The organism is Microbacterium sp. (assembly GCF_003248605.1).
In the GTDB taxonomy this organism is placed as follows: Bacteria; Actinomycetota; Actinomycetes; order Actinomycetales; family Microbacteriaceae; genus Microbacterium.
Genome location: NZ_QFPF01000003.1, coordinates 1 through 15,536, shown reverse-complemented (window position 1 = coordinate 15,536; position 15,536 = coordinate 1). Strand labels below are relative to the sequence as shown.

Annotated in this window: 17 protein-coding genes and 1 tRNA gene; 5 read left to right on the top strand and 13 right to left on the bottom strand. The window is 70.6% G+C overall.

Annotated elements, in window-relative coordinates; genetic code table 11:
* Positions 1–16 precede the first annotated feature (16 nt).
* The 3 genes from DI573_RS00845 to DI573_RS00835 all read right to left on the bottom strand — a co-directional run bounded on the left by DI573_RS00845 (position 17) and on the right by DI573_RS00835 (position 2,541).
* A complete protein-coding gene (locus DI573_RS00845) occupies positions 17–1,051 on the bottom strand; it encodes a ribose-phosphate diphosphokinase (protein ID WP_292809644.1) in 1,035 nt (344 codons plus the stop codon).
* The gene (glmU, locus tag DI573_RS00840; RefSeq protein ID WP_292809642.1) at positions 1,026–2,468 is read right to left on the bottom strand and encodes a bifunctional UDP-N-acetylglucosamine diphosphorylase/glucosamine-1-phosphate N-acetyltransferase GlmU; all 1,443 of its coding nucleotides are present in this window, start codon (positions 2,466–2,468) and stop codon (positions 1,026–1,028) included. The genes DI573_RS00845 and glmU overlap by 26 nt, the downstream gene beginning before the upstream one ends.
* Position 2,469: 1 nt before the next feature.
* Positions 2,470–2,541, bottom strand: a tRNA-Gln gene (locus DI573_RS00835).
* A 97-nt stretch (positions 2,542–2,638) separates the two neighbouring features.
* On the opposite strand from DI573_RS00835, the gene DI573_RS00830 reads away from it, so the two are divergent.
* Entirely contained in the window at positions 2,639–3,136 is a 498-nt protein-coding gene (locus DI573_RS00830; protein ID WP_292809640.1) for a MarR family winged helix-turn-helix transcriptional regulator, read from the top strand.
* Positions 3,137–3,160: 24 nt separating this feature from the next.
* On the opposite strand, the gene DI573_RS00825 is transcribed toward DI573_RS00830, so the two are convergent.
* Entirely contained in the window at positions 3,161–4,969 is a 1,809-nt protein-coding gene (locus DI573_RS00825; protein WP_292809638.1) for an ABC-F family ATP-binding cassette domain-containing protein, read from the bottom strand.
* A gap of 297 nt (positions 4,970–5,266) precedes the next feature.
* On the opposite strand from DI573_RS00825, the gene DI573_RS00820 reads away from it, so the two are divergent.
* The gene (locus DI573_RS00820) at positions 5,267–6,202 is read left to right on the top strand and encodes an NADP-dependent oxidoreductase (protein ID WP_292809636.1); all 936 of its coding nucleotides are present in this window, start codon (positions 5,267–5,269) and stop codon (positions 6,200–6,202) included.
* On the opposite strand, the gene DI573_RS00815 is transcribed toward DI573_RS00820, so the two are convergent.
* The 6 genes from DI573_RS00815 to DI573_RS00790 form a co-directional block, all read right to left on the bottom strand.
* Positions 6,199–7,113, bottom strand: a complete 915-nt coding sequence (locus DI573_RS00815; protein WP_292809634.1) for an ABC transporter substrate-binding protein — start codon at positions 7,111–7,113, stop codon at positions 6,199–6,201. The genes DI573_RS00820 and DI573_RS00815 overlap by 4 nt on opposite strands.
* Positions 7,114–7,169: 56 nt before the next feature.
* A complete protein-coding gene (locus DI573_RS00810; RefSeq protein ID WP_292809633.1) occupies positions 7,170–7,931 on the bottom strand; it encodes an ABC transporter permease in 762 nt (253 codons plus the stop codon).
* A complete protein-coding gene (locus tag DI573_RS00805; protein WP_292809632.1) occupies positions 7,928–8,620 on the bottom strand; it encodes an ABC transporter permease in 693 nt (230 codons plus the stop codon). The genes DI573_RS00810 and DI573_RS00805 overlap by 4 nt, the downstream gene beginning before the upstream one ends.
* Positions 8,617–9,441, bottom strand: coding sequence for an ATP-binding cassette domain-containing protein (locus DI573_RS00800; RefSeq protein WP_292809630.1), 825 nt, complete (start codon positions 9,439–9,441; stop codon positions 8,617–8,619). Before DI573_RS00800 ends, DI573_RS00805 begins: the two co-directional genes overlap by 4 nt.
* 49 nt (positions 9,442–9,490) lie before the next feature.
* Positions 9,491–9,793, bottom strand: coding sequence for a DUF427 domain-containing protein (locus DI573_RS00795; RefSeq protein ID WP_292809628.1), 303 nt, complete (start codon positions 9,791–9,793; stop codon positions 9,491–9,493).
* Between the two features lie 138 nt (positions 9,794–9,931).
* The gene (locus tag DI573_RS00790) at positions 9,932–10,297 is read right to left on the bottom strand and encodes a rhodanese-like domain-containing protein (protein ID WP_292809626.1); all 366 of its coding nucleotides are present in this window, start codon (positions 10,295–10,297) and stop codon (positions 9,932–9,934) included.
* A 107-nt stretch (positions 10,298–10,404) separates the two neighbouring features.
* Here DI573_RS00790 and DI573_RS00785 point away from each other — a divergent pair, with 107 nt between their 5' ends.
* Positions 10,405–10,563: a hypothetical protein gene (locus DI573_RS00785; RefSeq protein ID WP_292809624.1), complete on the top strand. Its 159-nt coding sequence runs from the start codon at positions 10,405–10,407 to the stop codon at positions 10,561–10,563.
* A gap of 45 nt (positions 10,564–10,608) precedes the next feature.
* Entirely contained in the window at positions 10,609–11,847 is a 1,239-nt protein-coding gene (locus DI573_RS00780; protein ID WP_292809622.1) for a DUF2254 domain-containing protein, read from the top strand.
* A gap of 6 nt (positions 11,848–11,853) precedes the next feature.
* Here the strand turns inward: DI573_RS00780 and DI573_RS00775 are convergent, their stop codons facing one another.
* Genes DI573_RS00775 through rsmA form a run of 3 tightly spaced genes read right to left on the bottom strand, consistent with a single transcriptional unit; the run spans position 11,854 to position 14,714 of the window.
* Positions 11,854–12,789 (bottom strand): 4-(cytidine 5'-diphospho)-2-C-methyl-D-erythritol kinase, encoded by a 936-nt coding sequence (locus tag DI573_RS00775; protein ID WP_292809620.1) that lies wholly within the window; start codon positions 12,787–12,789, stop codon positions 11,854–11,856.
* A complete protein-coding gene (gene mgrA / locus DI573_RS00770) occupies positions 12,786–13,853 on the bottom strand; it encodes an L-glyceraldehyde 3-phosphate reductase (RefSeq protein ID WP_292809618.1) in 1,068 nt (355 codons plus the stop codon). The genes DI573_RS00775 and mgrA overlap by 4 nt, the downstream gene beginning before the upstream one ends.
* Before the next feature lie 9 nt (positions 13,854–13,862).
* Positions 13,863–14,714 carry a 16S rRNA (adenine(1518)-N(6)/adenine(1519)-N(6))-dimethyltransferase RsmA gene (gene rsmA, locus DI573_RS00765; RefSeq protein ID WP_292809616.1) on the bottom strand — a complete coding sequence of 284 codons (852 nt, stop codon included), beginning with the start codon at positions 14,712–14,714 and terminating at the stop codon, positions 13,863–13,865.
* A gap of 50 nt (positions 14,715–14,764) precedes the next feature.
* Here rsmA and DI573_RS00760 point away from each other — a divergent pair.
* On the top strand, positions 14,765–15,536 hold a 772-nt coding region (locus DI573_RS00760; protein ID WP_292809614.1), incomplete at its 3' end, for an MFS transporter.

The following is a 15,536-nucleotide window of genomic DNA, read 5'->3' as shown; positions in this document are numbered from 1 at the left end:
GGCGCCCCTCCGCGGCTCAGGCTGCGCCGTCGAACATGCTCGTGACCGAGCCGTCCTCGAACACCTCGTGGATGGCCCGCGCGAGCAGCGGCGCGATCGGGAGCACCACGAGACCCGGGAAGCGCCGCTCGGGCGGCAGGGGCACCGTGTCGGTGACGACCACCTCGTCGACCGCGGCGTCCTGCAGCAGGTCGAGCGCGGGGCCGCTGAAGATCGCGTGGGTCGCCGCGACGATGACCTTCTCGGCGCCGTTGGCTTTGAGTGCCTGGGCCGCCTTGACGATCGTGCCGCCGGTGTCGATCATGTCGTCGACCAGCAGGCAGACGCGCCCCTCGACCTCGCCGACGATCTCGTGCACGGTGACCTGGTTGGCCACCTTCGGGTCGCGGCGTTTGTGGATGATCGCCAGCGGTGCCCCGAGGCTGTCGGACCACGTGTCGGCGACGCGCACACGGCCCATGTCGGGCGAGACGACCGTGAGCTTCGCGCGGTCGGCGGCGGTGAGCGTCTGCTCGAAGTGCTCGAGCAGCACGGGCTTGGCGAAGAGGTGATCGACGGGCCCGTCGAAGAAGCCCTGGATCTGCGCGGCGTGCAGGTCGACGCTCATCACGCGGTCGGCGCCGGCGGTCTTGAGCAGGTCGGCGACCAGACGCGCGCTGATCGGCTCGCGGCCCCGACCCTTCTTGTCTTGCCGGGAGTAGGGGAAGTAGGGGGCGACGACCGTGATGCGCTTGGCGGAGGCGCGCTTGAGGGCGTCGAGCATGATGAGCAGCTCCATAAGCCACTCGTTGACGGGATTGCCGAAGGACTGCACCACGAAGACGTCGCACCCGCGGATGGAGACCTCGAAGCGCGTGTAGATCTCACCGCTGGCGAAGGTGCGGTGCTCGGTCGGCGCCAGCTGCGTGCCGAGCGCGTCGGCGACGTCGGTCGCGAGCGTCGGGTGCGATCGGCCCGAGACGACGACGAGGCGCTTCTTGGTCTTCGCGACGAGTCCCGGTGCGATCCCGCGATCGCTGTCGAGGTCAACCGTCTTCTTCTTGCGAGCCATGAGCCGCCTTCTCTGCGGCCTCGGCCGCGGCCGTGCCGGGACGGTGCGCGATGACCCAGCCCTCGACGTTGCGTTGCGAGCCCGTCACGACCGCCAGCGCGCCCGGCGGAACGTCTTTCCGCACGACCGTGCCGGCGCCCGTGTACGCGCCATCCCCGATCCTAACGGGCGCGACGAACACGTTGTGGGCGCCGGTGCGCACCGCATCGCCCACCTGCGTGCGGTGCTTGTCGACGCCGTCGTAGTTGGCCACGATCGTTCCCGCGCCGATGTTGGCGCCCGTGCCCACCTCGGCGTCGCCGACGTACGACAGGTGCGGAACCTTGCTGTTCGCGCCGATCACGGCGTTCTTGGTCTCGACGAAGGTGCCGATCTTGCCCTTCACGCCGAGTTCCGTGCCGGGACGCAAGTAGGCGAAGGGCCCGACGCTCGCGCCCGCGCCGATAACGGCGAGGGTCGCGTCGGTGCGGGTGACGGTCGCCCCCTCCCCGACCTCGCAGTCGACGAGGCTCGTGTCGGGGCCGACGGTGGCACCCTCCGCGATCGCGGTGGCGCGCAGGATGTGCGTATTCGGCAGCACTGTGACGTCGGGGGCGAGCGTTGCGGTGACGTCGATCCAGGTCGTGGCGGGATCGAGCACGGTGACGCCCTCGAGTTGCCAGCGGCGCACGGTGCGCGCATTGAGGGTCGCGGCGGCGGCCGAGAGCTGCACGCGGTCGTTGACCCCGAGAGCGGCATCCGCGCTCGGCGCCGCGGCCACGGCCACACGGTGACGCGCATCGCGCAGAAGCGCCACGACGTCGGTCAGGTAGCGCTCGCCCTGCGCGTTGGCGGTGCCGACGAGGTCGAGGTGGGTGCGCAGGGGCCCCGCCTGGAAGACGTAGACCCCCGCGTTGATCTCCGTCAGGGCCGCCTCCGCGGGCGAGGCGTCCTTCTGCTCGACGATGCGCGTGACGCCTCCCTCGGCGTCGCGGACGACGCGGCCGTAGCCGGACGCATCCTCGAGGACGGCGCTGAGCAGGGTCACCGCCGCGCCGGCGTCGCGGTGCGACGCGATCAGCGAGGTCAGCGTGTCGGCCTCGAGCAGCGGCACGTCGCCGCTGAGCACCAGCACGTCGCCGTCGAACCCCGGCAGAGCCGCCAGCGCGACCTGTACGGCGCGCCCTGTGCCCGGGATCTCGTCCTGGTCGACGACGATCGCTGCGGGGGCAGCATCCGTCACCGCCTGCGCGACGAGGTCGCGCTCGTGCCGCACGACGACCAGCAGGCGCTGCGGATCGAGGGCCCCCGCCGTGTCGAGCACGTGCCCGAGGAGCGGGCGACCGCCCAGGTGGTGGAGCACCTTGGGCGTACGGGACTTCATGCGCGTGCCCTGGCCCGCGGCGAGGACGATGACGGCAAGGCTTCGATCGGTCATGCTCCGCCGCCAGGACTCGAACCTGAACCTCACAGCTCCAAAGGCTGTCGTGCTGCCATTACACCACGGCGGACCGCGGGCCCCGCCGGAGGGCGGGCGCCGCCCGACAAGTCTGCCAGAGCGAGGCTGTGACCCCGCGTCCGCTCGCCCACCGATGCCATGATGGTCGGATGCCGAAGGAGAGCGACGAGGTCGACCGTATCGTCGGCGCCTGGCAGACCCAGCGCCCGGACCTCGACTTCTCGCCCCTCGAGGTGCTCTCGCGCGTCGATCGACTGTCGAAGCACCTCGACCGCGCGCGGAGGGTCGCGTTCGGCCGCAGCGACCTCGAACCCTGGGAGTGGGACGTCCTGTCGGCCCTGCGCCGTGCCGGCGAACCCTTTCAGCTGAGCCCCAAGAGCCTGCTGCAGCAGACGCTCGTCTCCAGCGGCACGATGACCAACCGCATCGACCGACTCGTCGGCCGCCGGCTCGTGCGGCGGGAGAACGACCCCGCCGACGGTCGCAGCGTCCTCGTCACGCTCACCGACGAGGGCCGCACACGGGTGGATGCTGCCATCACGCGCCTCGTCGACGCCGAGTCCGCGCTGCTCGAGACCCTCTCGCGCGCCGACCGCGAGCGCCTCGCCGCGCTTCTGCGCAAGCTCAGCCTCGGGTTCGACTCCTGATCCGCGGCGCTCGGGTGTCGCGTATCACTCGAGCGACTCGGACAGTTCGAGCCAGCGCTCCTCGAGAGCGGTGTTCTCCGCTTCGAGCGCGCCGATCTCGGTCATCTTCTCGCCGAGCCCGGTGAAATCCGACTGGTCGTGATCGGCGAGGGCGGCGCGCTTGCGCGCGACGTCGTCGGTGAGTCTTGCCATCCGGCGCTCGATCGCGGCGATCTCCTTCTGGGCGGCACGCAGCTCGGCACCCGAGCGTCGCGGCGCCTGCGCGGACTCGGCGGCGCGGTCCGGGCGCGACGAGTCGCCCCGGCCGCCCGCACGGGTCGACTCCGCACGCAGCCGCAGGTACTCCTCGATGCCACCGGGCAGGTGGCGAAGGCGGCCGTCGAGGATCGCGTACTGCTGATCGGTGACGCGCTCGAGGAAGTACCGGTCGTGACTGACGACGAGCAGTGTGCCCGCCCACGAGTCGAGCAGGTCCTCGATCGCGGCGAGCATGTCGGTGTCGAGGTCGTTCGTCGGCTCGTCGAGGATCAGCACGTTCGGCTGGTCGAGCAGGATGAGCAGCAGCTGGAGGCGTCGCTTCTGACCACCCGAGAGGTCCTTCACCGGGGTGGAGAGCTGCTCGGCGGCGAAACCCATGCGCTCGAGCAGCTGCCCCGGGGTGAGGTCCTGCGCCTTGGATCCCGAGCCGATCGTGTAGCTCGTGCGCAGACCCGCGATCACCACGCGCACGGGGTCATCGAGGTGCGGATCCAGCGCGTCCATCTGCTGCGTCAGGGTTGCGACCTTGACGGTCTTACCGCGCTTGACGCGACCGGACGTGGGCTCGACGGTGCCGGCGACGAGGCCGAGCAGCGTCGATTTTCCTGCACCGTTGACGCCGAGGATGCCGGTGCGCTCTCCCGGGGCGATCCGCCACTCGACGTCATCGAGCACGGAGGTGCCGTCGTACGACACCGACACATCGAGCAGATCGACGACGTCCTTGCCGAGCCTCGTCAGGGCGAGGGACTGGAGCGAGACCCGGTCGCGGATCTCGGGCACGTCGGCGATCAGCTCGTTGGCGGCGTCGATGCGGAACTTCGGCTTCGACGTGCGGGCGGGGGCTCCGCGGCGCAGCCACGCGAGCTCCTTGCGCGCGAGGTTCTGCCGGCGCGCCTCGATCGCCGCGGACTGCCGATCACGCTCCACACGCTGCAGGATGTATGCCGCGTACCCGCCGTCGAAGGGCTCGACGATACGGTCGTGCACCTCCCACGTGGCTGTGCAGACAGCATCCAGGAACCAGCGATCGTGCGTGACGACGAGCAGGCCGCCCGCGCCGGCCGACCAGCGGCGCTGCAGGTGCTCGGCGAGCCAGGCGATGGCTTCGACGTCGAGGTGGTTGGTGGGCTCGTCGAGAGCGAGGATGTCCCAGTCGCCGGCGAGCAGGCGCGCGAGGGCGACGCGGCGCCGCTGTCCGCCCGAGAGGGTGCCGAGGCGGGCGTCCCAGGGCAGGTCGCCGAGAAGCCCGGCGATGACGTCGCGGATGCGGGCGACGCCCGCCCACTCGTGCTCGGCCATCTCGCCGACCACGGCGTGACCGATCGTGTCGTCGTCATCGAGCACGTCGGCCTGATCGAGCACGCCGATGTGCACACCGCCGCGGGCGGTGACTCGGCCTCCGTCGGGCTGCAGACGCCCCGCGAGCATCGCCAGCAGGCTCGACTTGCCGTCGCCGTTGCGGCCGACGATGCCGATGCGGTCGCCTTCGTTCACGCCCAGCGAGACGGAGTCGAACACGACTTTGGTGGGGAATTCGAGGTGCAGGGCCTCGGCCCCGAGAAGATGCGCCATATCCGCTCCAGGCTACGCGGCGCGGCGCCCGCCGTTCGCCGGCATCCCCCACCCCGTCGTGGATGTCCCACTTTCTGTCGCCTACGCCCGCGGCGGGCGACAGAAAGTGGGACACCACCCCCGGCCCCCGGGCCCTAGCGGCTGACCCCGGCAGCGTTGCGGACGAGCGAGCCGGCAGGGGGTCCGGTGCGCGTCTGGTCTTGCCGGGGTGGTGCGCCGGGTGTATTCCTGAGGCGACGCGGTGCCGTGTGCGCGCCGCAACGGAGCGGCGCCCGTCCCGCGGGGATGGAGTCCCCGATGAAAGCCTTCGCCCTCATGGCACCCGAAAGGCCGCCCGAGCTCGTCGATCTGCCGATCCCCGAGCCCGAGCCCGGCGAGATACGCGTGCGGGTGATCGCGGCGTCGGTGAACGGTTTCGATGTCGCCGCATCGATGGGCGCCATGGCGCCGTTCTTCGAGTACCGCTATCCCGTGATCCTCGGCCGGGAGTTCGCCGGGGTCGTCGACGCACTCGGCGAGGGCACCGTCGGATTCGCTGTCGGCGACGCGGTGTTCGGCGTCGTGAGCAAGCGGTTCCTGCGGGAGGGTGCGTTCGCCGAGCACACGACGGTGTCGGCCGCCGACGGCGCACGGCACGCGCCCGGCCGCATCGATGTCGCCGAGGCCGCGAGTCTCGGACACACGGGCACCACGGCGCTCACGATCCTCGACGCCCTGGGCGTCGACGTGTCCGGGCGCACCGTGCTCGTGGTCGGCGCCACCGGCGGCGTCGGCACGCTCCTCGTGCAGCTCGCCGCGCGCGCCGGCGCCACGGTCATCGCCACAGGACGCACGCCCGCCGGTCGCGAGACACTCATCGATCTCGGCGCGACCGCCACGATCGACTACACACGGGGCCTGGAGCCCGAGCTCGCCCGCATCGGTCGGGGACACGTCGATGACGCCGTGCATCTGAGCGGCGACATCGACGAGATCGCGGGAGTGACGGCGGCCGGCGGCCGGGTGATCTCACCGCTCGTCTACGACCCGAGCGTCTTCGCGCATCCGGGGATCACGCTCGTGCCGATCGCCGCCTATCCGACGGGTGCCGGCCTCGAGCGTCTCGTCGCCCTCGTCGACGACGGTCTGCGGGTGATCGTCGACCGGGAGTTGCCCTTCACGCAGATCGCCGAGGCCCTCGCGGCCTGGGGCCATGAGAGTCTCGGCAATCTGGTCGTGATAATCGATGCCTAGAGCAGGCCGTTCTCCTCGAGGAAGGCGGCGGCGATGTCGTCGGGCGACATCATCTCTTCGGTGCTCTGCACGTTGAGCGCGACGAGGGCGTCGGCCGTCAGAGCGGCGCTGACCGCGTTGATCACGTCGGCGATCTCGTCAGCCACGTCGGCATTCACGACCGGCACGACGTTCGATGCGAGGAACAGGCCCTCGGGGTCTTCGAGCACGACGAGGTCCTGCGTCTGGATCATCGGATCGGCCGTGAAGACGTTCGCGACGTTGACGGCACCCGCGACGAGGCTCTCGACCGTCGTGGCACCGGTCGCCGAGAAGGTGACCTCGACGCCGTACGTCTCGGCAAGGCCCGCGGGGCCGTAGGGGCGCTCGGCCAGCTCTGGCGGTCCGCCGAGGGTCAGCGGCTCGGTGACGTTCGCGAGATCGGCGATCGTCGTGAGGCCGTTCGCCTCGGCGAACTCCGCGGTCACGGTGTAGGAGTCCTGATCGCTCGCCTCGGCCTGGTCGAGCACCGTGAGGTTCTCGGGCAGCGCATCCTGCAGCGCCGCGTAGACGTCTTCGCTCGTGCGCGCCTCGGTCTCGGGGTCGAAGAACTGCAGCAGATTGCCGGTGTACTCGGGGAACAGCGTGATCGCCCCCGACTCGAGCTCGGGAATATACGCGTCACGCTGCCCGATGGTGAACTGACGCTCGACCTCGAACCCGGCGCCCTCGAGCGCCTGGGCGTAGATCTCGGCGATGATCTCGTTCGAGTAGTAGTCCTGCGAGCCGATGACGATCGTGTCGCCCGCGGGCTCTCCGCCGCCCGCGCTCTCCTCCTCGAGGGGGTTGCTGGATGAGCAGCCGGCGAGCACGAGGACCGCACTCGCGGCGATGGCCGCGCCGAACGCGAGCCTCTTCTTCGCTGTGAACATGGTGCTGTTCTTCTCTCTCTGTGGGTGGGGCTGTGGTCTGAGGGATGAGCGCGTCGTCAGGCGGGCGCGGGTGCCGACGAGCGGGGGGATGCTGCAGCCTCATCACGCGCGCGACGGCGGCGCGTGCGCGGGCCCGATCCGCCCGCGCGCCCCGCGACGACGCCCCGCGGGACGACGACACGCTCGAGGATCGCGAACACGGCATCGAGCACGAGGGCGAGCACGGCGACGAGGATCGCACCGGCGAGCACCTGATCGAACCGCCGGAGCGGGATGCCCTGGATGATGTACTGCCCGAGTCCGCCGAGCCCGACGTAGGCGGCGATCGTCACGGTCGCGACGATCTGCAGGGTCGCGGCGCGCAGGCCCGACACGAGCAGCGGCAGCCCGAGCGGAACCTCGATGCGCCAGAGGATCTGCCACTCGGTCATGCCCATCGCCCGGCCGGCATCGATGACGCGTCGATCGATCGCCTCGAACCCGGTGTAGGCGCCCGCGAGGATCGAGGGGATCCCGAGCAGCACGAAGGTGATGACGGCGGCGGTCGGGGTCTGCAGCACGCCCAGAAGCAGGACGAGGAGGATCAGCAGACCGAACGAGGGCACCGCGCGGGCTGCCCCCGACACGGCCACGGCGATCTCGCGTCCCCTGCCCTTGTGACCGATGGCCCACCCCACCGGCACCGCGATCGCGGCGGCGATCAGCACCGACACGAACGTGAAGCCGAGGTGCTGGGCGAGGGCGACCGGAATGCCCGCGGGTCCACTCCAGCGCTCGGGAGACAGCATCCAGGCGAACGCTTCGGCGATGAGGTTCACGCGGTCACCTCCGTCGCCGCGATGGCGCGGCGCGCCCGTCGCCGTGCACGCCTGCCGGGTGTGCGGGCCCAGGGCATGAGCGTGCGTCCCGCGAGCACGAGCAGCCCGTCGAGCACGAGCGCGATGATCACGACGGCCACCACCCCCGCGAAGACCTCGGGGATGATGCGGCGCTGCAGACCGTTGGTGAAGAGGTAGCCGAGGTTCGTGACGCCGATCAGGATGCCCACGGTGGCGAGCGAGATGGTGCTCACGGCGGTCACGCGCAGTCCCGCGAGGATGACCGGACCCGCGAGCGGGAACTCGACGGCGAAGAAACGCCGCAGGGAACCGTAGCCGAGGGCGGTGGAGGCCTGTCGCACGCCCGGGTCGACCGACTGCAGCCCGTCGGAGACGGAGCGCACCATGATCGCGAGGGCGTAGATGGTCAGCGCGATGATCAGGTTGGTCTCGCTGATCGCGCTGTAGCCGAAGATCGCCGGCATGAGCATGAGCAGCGCCAGCGAGGGGATCGTGTACAGCAGCCCGATGATCGTGATGATGCCGCTGCGCAGCAGCCGGAAACGGAATGCAACCCACCCGAGCGGGATCGCGATGAGGAATCCGAGGATGATCGGCAGCACGCCCTGCCGCAGATGGTCGAGCGAGAGCTCCCAGATCAGGTCGAGGTTCTCGACGACCCAGTTCACGCCGTGCGCTCCCCCACGATCGCACCCTGCGTGCGCCCGTCGGCATCGACGACGACCGTGCCGCGAGGGGTCTCGCGCAGGTGCAGCGCGCGCTTGCCCCTGTCGGCGCCGATGAAGCTGGCGACGAAGTCGCTCGCGGGATTCTCGATGATCTCGTCGGGCGTGCCGACCTGCGCGATCGCCGCGCCTTTCTCGAGGATCACGACCTGATCGCCCAGCAGGAACGCCTCGTCGATGTCGTGGGTGACGAACACGATCGTCTTGCCGATCTCGCGCTGCAGGCGCAGCAACTCCTCCTGCAGCTCGGCACGCACGATCGGATCGACCGCACCGAACGGCTCGTCCATGAGCAGGATGTTGGGGTCGGCGGCGAGCCCGCGGGCGACTCCGACGCGCTGCTGCTGACCGCCCGAGAGCTGGCTCGGGTAGCGGTCGGCCATCGAGCGATCGAGGCCGACGGTGTCCATCAGCTCCCGCGCGCGCTCGCGCGCCTGCCGCCGCGGTGTGCCCTGGAGCACGGGCACGGTCGCGATGTTGTCGATCACCGTGAAGTGCGGCAGCAGGCCCGAGTTCTGCATGACGTACCCGATGCTGCGGCGCAGCTGCACGGGCGGCCGGGCGGCGATGTCTTCGTCGTCGATCGCGATGACACCCGCGGTCGGATCGACCATGCGGTTGATCATGCGCAGCAGCGTCGTCTTGCCGCAGCCCGAGGACCCGACGAGGACGGTCGTCTTGTGCGAGGGCATCGCGAGGCTGAAGTCCCCGACGGCGCGCGTACCGTCGGGGAACACCTTCGATACGTTGCGGAACTCGATCACGGGCGGTATCCCCTCGTCGGGCGCTGCGTTCGGTGAGCGGTCGCGGCGCTCAGGCCGCGATCTCGACGCCGCGCGAGAACGCGACGTAGCCCGAGTAGTCGGTGCCGACCCGCTCGAGCGAAGACGGGATCGGCTCGGGGTAGCTCCACGCGCCGTCGTCGAAGCGGCCCGCGGGGGTGACGACCGAGAAGTACTGCGCGTCGCCCTTCCACGAGCACGTGTACGCGGTGGGGCTGTGCTCGAGCACACCCTCGCCGATGCTCGCGGGCGGGAAGTACCAGTTGCCCTCGATCCGGACGAGATCCTCTTCGGGGGCTTCGGCGATCACGTGATCGCGCCAGACTGCGCGCATCGTTCCTCCTGGGGCGACGGACGGGGTTCCGACTCTATAGGCCCTCGCCGACACCGGGGCCGGGGTTGTCATGACGAATCGGTGACGGCTAGGGTCCGTGCCGTTCGCCCGCGACTGCGCGCGGCCCCGCCTCGCGGCTCAGCCCGTGACGATGGTGATGTCCGTCGCCGCTTCGGCCTCCTCCAGCGAGCCGAGATCGACGACGTCGTCGAATCCCAGACCGGCCATGCGCTCGACGGCCTGAGCGGAGCGGTTTCCCGTGCGGCAGTAGACCGCGTAGGACCCGTCGGCATCCAGCTCCGAGACGAGGGCATCGAAGTCGGATGCCGTCACGTCGATGTTGACGGCTCCTTCGAGGTGCCCCGCGGCGAACTCCTCGGGCGTCCGTACGTCGATGATCACGGTGTCCGCGGCGAGCGCTGCGGGCGCGGCGGTCGGCGCGCATCCGGTGAGGGCGAGACCGAATCCCAGGACGAGCGCGAGGAGGGAGAGCAGGCGACGCACGGGTCGTCCTTTCGTCGAGCGGGCGGAGAATACAAGCGAAACTATACCCCCCGGGGTATCTGCTACGCTACCGGCGTCCGACTGAACCACGACCTGAAGGAGAGACCATGTGCAGAGCCGTGGCATGCAGACGATGCGGAAAGACGACCTGGGCCGGATGCGGTCAGCACGTCGACCAGGTGATGCGCGGCGTACCCGCAGGCCAGCGCTGCCGCGGGCACGAGGCCGAGGAGAGGCGCGGGCTGTTCGCGCGCCTGTTCGGCTGAGCGTCGCGCCTCGGCGCGGCTAGGGTGGGCCGGGGGGGTGGTCGAGTGCGCGGATGGCGTGTCTTTCTCGGCAGGCTGGTGCGCCGGATCTGGTTCCGGGCCGCGATGTTCAGCCTCGCCGCGATCGCCCTCGCGCTGCTCGCGGGGGTGCTCGGGCCCTTCCTGCCCGACGCGCTGGCGGTCGAACTGGGGCAGAACTCGGTCGACAGCATCCTGCAGATCATCGCCTCGTCGATGCTCGCGGTCACGACCTTCTCCCTGACGGCGATGGTGTCGGCGTACTCGGCCGCGACGACGACGGCGACGCCGCGTGCGACCCAGCTGCTCGTCGCCGACCCCACCTCGCAGAACGCCCTGTCGACGTTCATCGGCTCGTTCCTGTTCTCGATCGTCGGCATCGTCGCCCTCTCGACGGGCTACTACACCGAGCAGGGACGCACCGTGCTCTTCTTCGGCACGCTCGCCGTCATCGCGATCATCGCGATCACGCTCCTGCGCTGGATCGCGCATCTGGCCCAGTTCGGACGCATGGCCGATGTCATCGATCGTGTTGAGCAGGCCGCCACCCGCGCCGCGCGTGCGTTCGCCGCGCGGCCCCACCTCGGCGCCAGCCCCGCGGTCCCCGTGCCGACGCGGGCCCGCGCCGTGTTCGCCGACGACATCGGCTACGTCACCGCCGTCGACGTCGACAGGCTGCAGCGGCTCGCCGAGTCCGAGGACCTCATCGTCCACGTCGCGGCCATCCCGGGCACCATGGCCGATCATGTGCGCCCTCTCGCACACATCGAGGGCGACCTCGACGACGACGGATGCCGCACCCTGCGCCGCGCGTTCTCGGTCGATCCGCATCGCACCTACGAGCAGGACCCGCGCCTGGGCGTGATCGCCCTCGCCGAGATCGCCAGCCGCGCCCTCTCGCCGTCGACGAACGACCCGGGCACGGCGATCGAGGTGCTGGGCGCGCTGGAGCGGGTGTTCGCCGTGCTCGCGGCGGCGCCCGATGACGATGACGCCTGCGATCGGGTGCACGCACCGGCCCCGGGCATCCGCGATCTGATCGAGGACGGCTTCCGCCCGATCGCGCGGGACGGCGCCGGCATGATCGAGGTGCATGTGCGGCTGCAGAAGACGCTCGCCGCGTGCGCCGCAAGCTGCCCCGCACACGCCGACGAGTTCGCCCGAGCCGCCCGGGCAGCCCGCGAACGGGCCGACCGAACTCTCACCGAGCGCTCCGACCGCGCCCTGCTGCGCACCACGGCGCGCGAGGCGTGGATGCGCCGCTGATCGCCCTCAGCCCGGGATGACCCGCGCCCCGGGCACGGGGCCGTGTGCGTGCAGGGCCTCGTGGCCCGTCGCCGACAGCGCCACCCGCACGTCGAGGGCGGCGGCGCTGTCGGCGCACAGGAACGCCACGGTGGGTCCAGAGCCCGACACGATGCCGGCCAGCGCCCCCGCGCGCTCGCCGAGATCGAGCAGGTCGGCGAGCTCGGGGCGGAGATTCAACGCGGCCACCTGCAGATCATTGCGCAGCACCGCCGCCAGGCGCACCGGGTCGCCCGCCCGCAGCGCATGCAGGACATCGGGATCGACGAGCGGGTGCCGCACGGCGGGCGCGATGTCGACACGATGCCGCTCGCGGTGGCGATCCAGCTCGGTGTAGACCTGGGGGGTCGACAGTCCCCCGGCGTCGGCGACGAAGACCCACTCGAACCGCCCGCGCGCCAGAGCCGGGCTCAGCTCGTCGCCCCTGCCGGTGCCGACGGCCGTGCCACCCTGCAGGGCGAAGGGCACGTCGGCGCCGAGCCTCGCGGCGATCGCGTGCATCTGCGATGTGCTCAGACCCGTGCCCCAGAGCGCATCGCACGCGACGATCGCCGCCGCGGCATCGGCCGACCCGCCGCCCATCCCACCGGCAACGGGCACACCCTTGCGGATCTCGAGGTGCACCCCACCCGACTGCTCGGTCGCGCGCGCCACCAGCTGGGCCGCGCGCAGCGCGAGATTGCGCTCGTCCAGCGGCACGCCCGATGTGTCGACGGTGCCGTGCACCGCGACCGTGAAGTCATCGGATTCGCTCGCCCAGACATCCTCGTACAACGACACCGCCTGAAAGGCGGTGGCCAGCTCGTGGTAGCCATCGTCCATCACCTGACCGACCTCGAGGAAGAGGTTGATCTTTCCGGGCGCGCGCACGTGCACGCGCGGGGTGTCGTCGAGGGGGATCACGTGGTCGCCGAGTCCGCCCACAGGTCGACGTCGATCGTGCCGGCGAGGGCGTCGATGCGCTCCAGCTCCTCGGTGTCGAAGGCGGGGCCCGACAGGGCGGCGATGTTCTCGTCGAGCTGGCCGGGGCGGGATGCCCCGATCAGCGCCGAGGCGACGACCCCGTCGCGCAGCACCCACTGCAGCGCCATCTGGGCCAGCGTCTGTCCGCGCTCCTTGGCGATCACGTCCAGGCCGCGGAGGGTGGCGAGCCCGGCTTCCGAGAGCGGACGGTCCGGGAGCGACCCGCGCTTCTGCGCCCGGTCCGCAGGGCCGCCGCCGAGGTACTTGTCGGTGAGCAGGCCCTGCGCCAGCGGCGTGAACGCGATGGCGCCCATGCCCTCCTGCCGCAGCACGCCCGTGAGAGAGTCCTCCACCCAGCGGTTGAGGATCGAGTACGAGGGCTGGTGGATGACCAGGGGTGTGCCGAGCGACCGAGCCACGGCCGCGGCCTCGGCCGTGCGCTCTGCGCTGTACGACGAGATGCCCACGTACAGGGCCTTGCCCTGCCGCACGAGCGTGTCGAGGGCACCGATCGTCTCCTCGATCGGGGTGACGGCATCCACCCGGTGGGAGTAGAAGAGGTCGACGTAGTCCAGCCCCATGCGCGTGAGCGACTGCTCGGCGCTCGCGAGGATGTACTTGCGCGAGCCCAGATCGCCGTACGGGCCGGGCCACATGTCGTAGCCCGCCTTCGACGAGACGATGATCTCGTCGCGGTAGGGCGCGAAGTCCTCGCGCATCATGCGCCCGAAGTTGGTCTCAGCCGATCCGTAGGGCGGACCGTAGTTGTTGGCCAGGTCGAAGTGGGTGATCCCCGAGTCGAACGCGTGCCTCAGCAGCGCACGCTGGTTGTCGAACGGGATGTTGTCACCGAAGTTCCACCACAGTCCGAGGGAGATCGGCGGCAGATACAGGCCCGACGTGCCGACCTGCCGGTATGTGGTCGCGCCGTAGCGGTCGGCTGCGGCGGCGTAGGGACGATGGATGTCTTTCACATCTGCGCGAAAGCGCGGCTTCTCTGTCACCGCTCCAGGCTAGCGACCGGGAGAGACACGGGCGACGCGCAGGTAGTCCTCGACCCCGAGCTCCTCGCCCCGCGCGGTGGGGGCCACCCCCGCCGCCTCCAGCGCGGCCGATGCTTCGGCGGAGGAGCCGCCGAGCACCGACGAGAGCGCCTGGCGCAGCATCTTGCGGCGCTGCTGGAAGGCCGCGTCGATGATCGCGAACGTGCGTCGGCGCTCGTCCTCCGTGCCGCGGGGCTCCGCATCGCGCGCGAACGCCACGAGCACCGAATCCACGTTCGGCACCGGCCAGAACACCTGCCGCGAGACGGTGCCGGCCAGCCGCCAGGGCCCGTACCAGGCCGCCTTCGCGCTCGGTGCCCCGTAGACCTTCGAGCCGGGGGGCGCCGCGAGCCTCTCCCCGACCTCGGCCTGCACCATGACGACACCGCGCTCCAATCGCGGGAACGTCTCGAGCAGGTGCAGCAGCACCGGCACCGAGACGTTGTAGGGCAGATTCGCCACGAGCACCTCCGGATCGCCCGGAAGCTCCCGCACGCGCAGGGCGTCGGCATCCACCACCGTCAGTGCACCCTCGGGCACACCGTGGGCGCGTGCGGTCTCGGGCAGCCGCTCGGCGAGGCGGTGGTCGATCTCGACGGCGGTGACGGATGCCTCGGCCTCGAGGATCGCCAGCGTCAGGGATCCGAGCCCCGGCCCCACCTCGACGACGCGGTCGCCCCGTGCGACGCGTGCCACCTGCACGATGCGGCGCACGGTGTTGGCGTCGACGACGAAGTTCTGACCGAGCTTCTTGGTCGGGGTGACATCGAGCTCGGTCGCGAGGGCGCGGATCTCGGTCGCGCCGAGCAGGTGCACCGACATGCCTTCACCTTACGGGCAGGGCCCGCGAAGCGCGGAGTATGGTGGCGCACGTGAGCAGAACAGGCACGATCCCCACTGATGCGTTCTCGATGAAGAGTCCCTTCGGGCGACGGGCCGTTGCGCTCTCGATCGCCGCGGCCGTGGGCGGCTTCCTGTTCGGCTTCGACTCGTCGGTCATCAACGGCGCGGTCGACTCGATCGAGAACCAGTTCGGCCTGAACGACGTCGTCACCGGGTTCGTCGTGGCGATCGCGCTGCTCGGCTGCGCGCTCGGCGCGGTGCTCGCGGGCGTGCTCAGCGACCGCTGGGGTCGCCTGCGCGTCATGATGATCGGCGCCGTGCTGTTCTTCATCAGCGCGATCGGATCCGGCCTCGCCTTCAGCGCCGTCGACCTGACGGTCTGGCGCTTCATCGGAGGCCTCGGCATCGGGATCGCATCCGTCGTGGCTCCGGCATACATCGCCGAGGTCGCCCCGCGCCAGATCCGCGGCACGCTCGGGTCGTTGCAGCAGCTGGCGATCACGCTCGGCATCTTCGGTGCGCTGCTCTCGAACGCCCTCCTCGCGGGCGTCGCGGGCGGCTCTTCCGAGGTGCTGTGGCTGGGTCTCGAGGCCTGGCGATGGATGCTGCTCGTCAAGGCCGTGCCGGCGCTCGTGTACGGCATCCTCGCCTTCACGATGCCCGAGTCCCCGCGCTACCTCATCGCCAAGGGCCGCTACGACGAGGCCCGCGAGATCTTCGCGCGGTTGGTGCCGGAGGCGGATCTCGAGCAGACCATGCGAGAGCTGGAGAAGCGCATCGCCGAGGACCGCAAATCCAAGG

What these genes read in the sequence shown, in the direction of transcription:
- DI573_RS00845 (WP_292809644.1), bottom strand. Translation starts at nt 1,051, where the DNA reads ATGGCTCGCAAGAAGAAGACGGTTGACCTCGACAGCGATCGCGGGATC.
- glmU (WP_292809642.1), bottom strand. Translation starts at nt 2,468, where the DNA reads ATGACCGATCGAAGCCTTGCCGTCATCGTCCTCGCCGCGGGCCAGGGC.
- DI573_RS00830 (WP_292809640.1), top strand. Translation starts at nt 2,639, where the DNA reads ATGCCGAAGGAGAGCGACGAGGTCGACCGTATCGTCGGCGCCTGGCAG.
- DI573_RS00825 (WP_292809638.1), bottom strand. Translation starts at nt 4,969, where the DNA reads ATGGCGCATCTTCTCGGGGCCGAGGCCCTGCACCTCGAATTCCCCACC.
- DI573_RS00820 (WP_292809636.1), top strand. Translation starts at nt 5,267, where the DNA reads ATGAAAGCCTTCGCCCTCATGGCACCCGAAAGGCCGCCCGAGCTCGTC.
- DI573_RS00815 (WP_292809634.1), bottom strand. Translation starts at nt 7,113, where the DNA reads ATGTTCACAGCGAAGAAGAGGCTCGCGTTCGGCGCGGCCATCGCCGCG.
- DI573_RS00795 (WP_292809628.1), bottom strand. Translation starts at nt 9,793, where the DNA reads ATGCGCGCAGTCTGGCGCGATCACGTGATCGCCGAAGCCCCCGAAGAG.
- DI573_RS00785 (WP_292809624.1), top strand. Translation starts at nt 10,405, where the DNA reads ATGTGCAGAGCCGTGGCATGCAGACGATGCGGAAAGACGACCTGGGCC.
- rsmA (WP_292809616.1), bottom strand. Translation starts at nt 14,714, where the DNA reads ATGTCGGTGCACCTGCTCGGCGCGACCGAGATCCGCGCCCTCGCGACC.